This window comes from Sneathia sanguinegens, from assembly GCF_001517935.1.
GTDB lineage: Bacteria > Fusobacteriota > Fusobacteriia > Fusobacteriales > Leptotrichiaceae > Sneathia > Sneathia sanguinegens.
The window spans coordinates 1-782 of sequence record NZ_LOQF01000023.1; the positions used below are offsets into that span (position 1 = coordinate 1).

Genomic DNA, 782 nt, shown 5'->3' on the forward strand with positions numbered 1-782 from the left:
ATCTGTAGAACTTACTGTTACTGAATCACTTACAAATTTCTTAGCTTCAGCTTGTGCTATTCCTTCTATTGTTGATTTCTTTACTGATACTTTGTATTCTTTTGCATTTCCATCTTCAGTATTATCTCCACCTGTTACTTCTACTATATTATCAGCAACTGTAGCATCTTTTGATACATTTATTAGTCCTTTAATTACTTTCTTTCCTTCAACTGATATATTATCTAAACCTTTTTTAGCATATGTACTTTCTGCTGTACTTGTTTGTAATGCTCCATCAATTTTTGTTTTTAATGTATCATTTAGTTTTACAGTATATTTTGTACCTTTACCATCTGCTTTTGTTTCTGGTGTTACTACTATTTCATTTTCAGTTCCTACAACTTCTACTTTTGAAGTTTCTAATTCTGTCTTAGTTGCGAATGTTTGCTTATCAGTTTCATATGTAGTTTTATCTAACTTATTGTCTAGTTCTTTCTTTAATTGTCCACCATTTATTGCTTCTTTTGAATCTGCTGTTATACTTCCATCTGCTACTCTTAGAACTGTTGTTGGTTTATCAGTAGTTCCATCTGGATTTACTAATGTTGCTAATACTTCATTATCTTTTTTAGCAGTTGCATTATTTTGAACTTCACCTTTTTCATCAACATTAGTTGCTTCGTAATATTTACCATCATTAGCTTTTACTAATCTATTTCCATCTTTATCTGTATAGACTACTGTTCCTGCTTCACCATTTCTTAGTGCATTTACCTTAGTTGTTAGGTCTTTTCCATTTA

1 pseudogene is annotated in these 782 nt (G+C 30.3%); it reads right to left on the reverse strand.

What is annotated here, in order from left to right:
• Positions 1 to 782 (reverse strand): annotated as a pseudogene (locus tag AWT65_RS06655) (hypothetical protein); the annotation flags it as partial.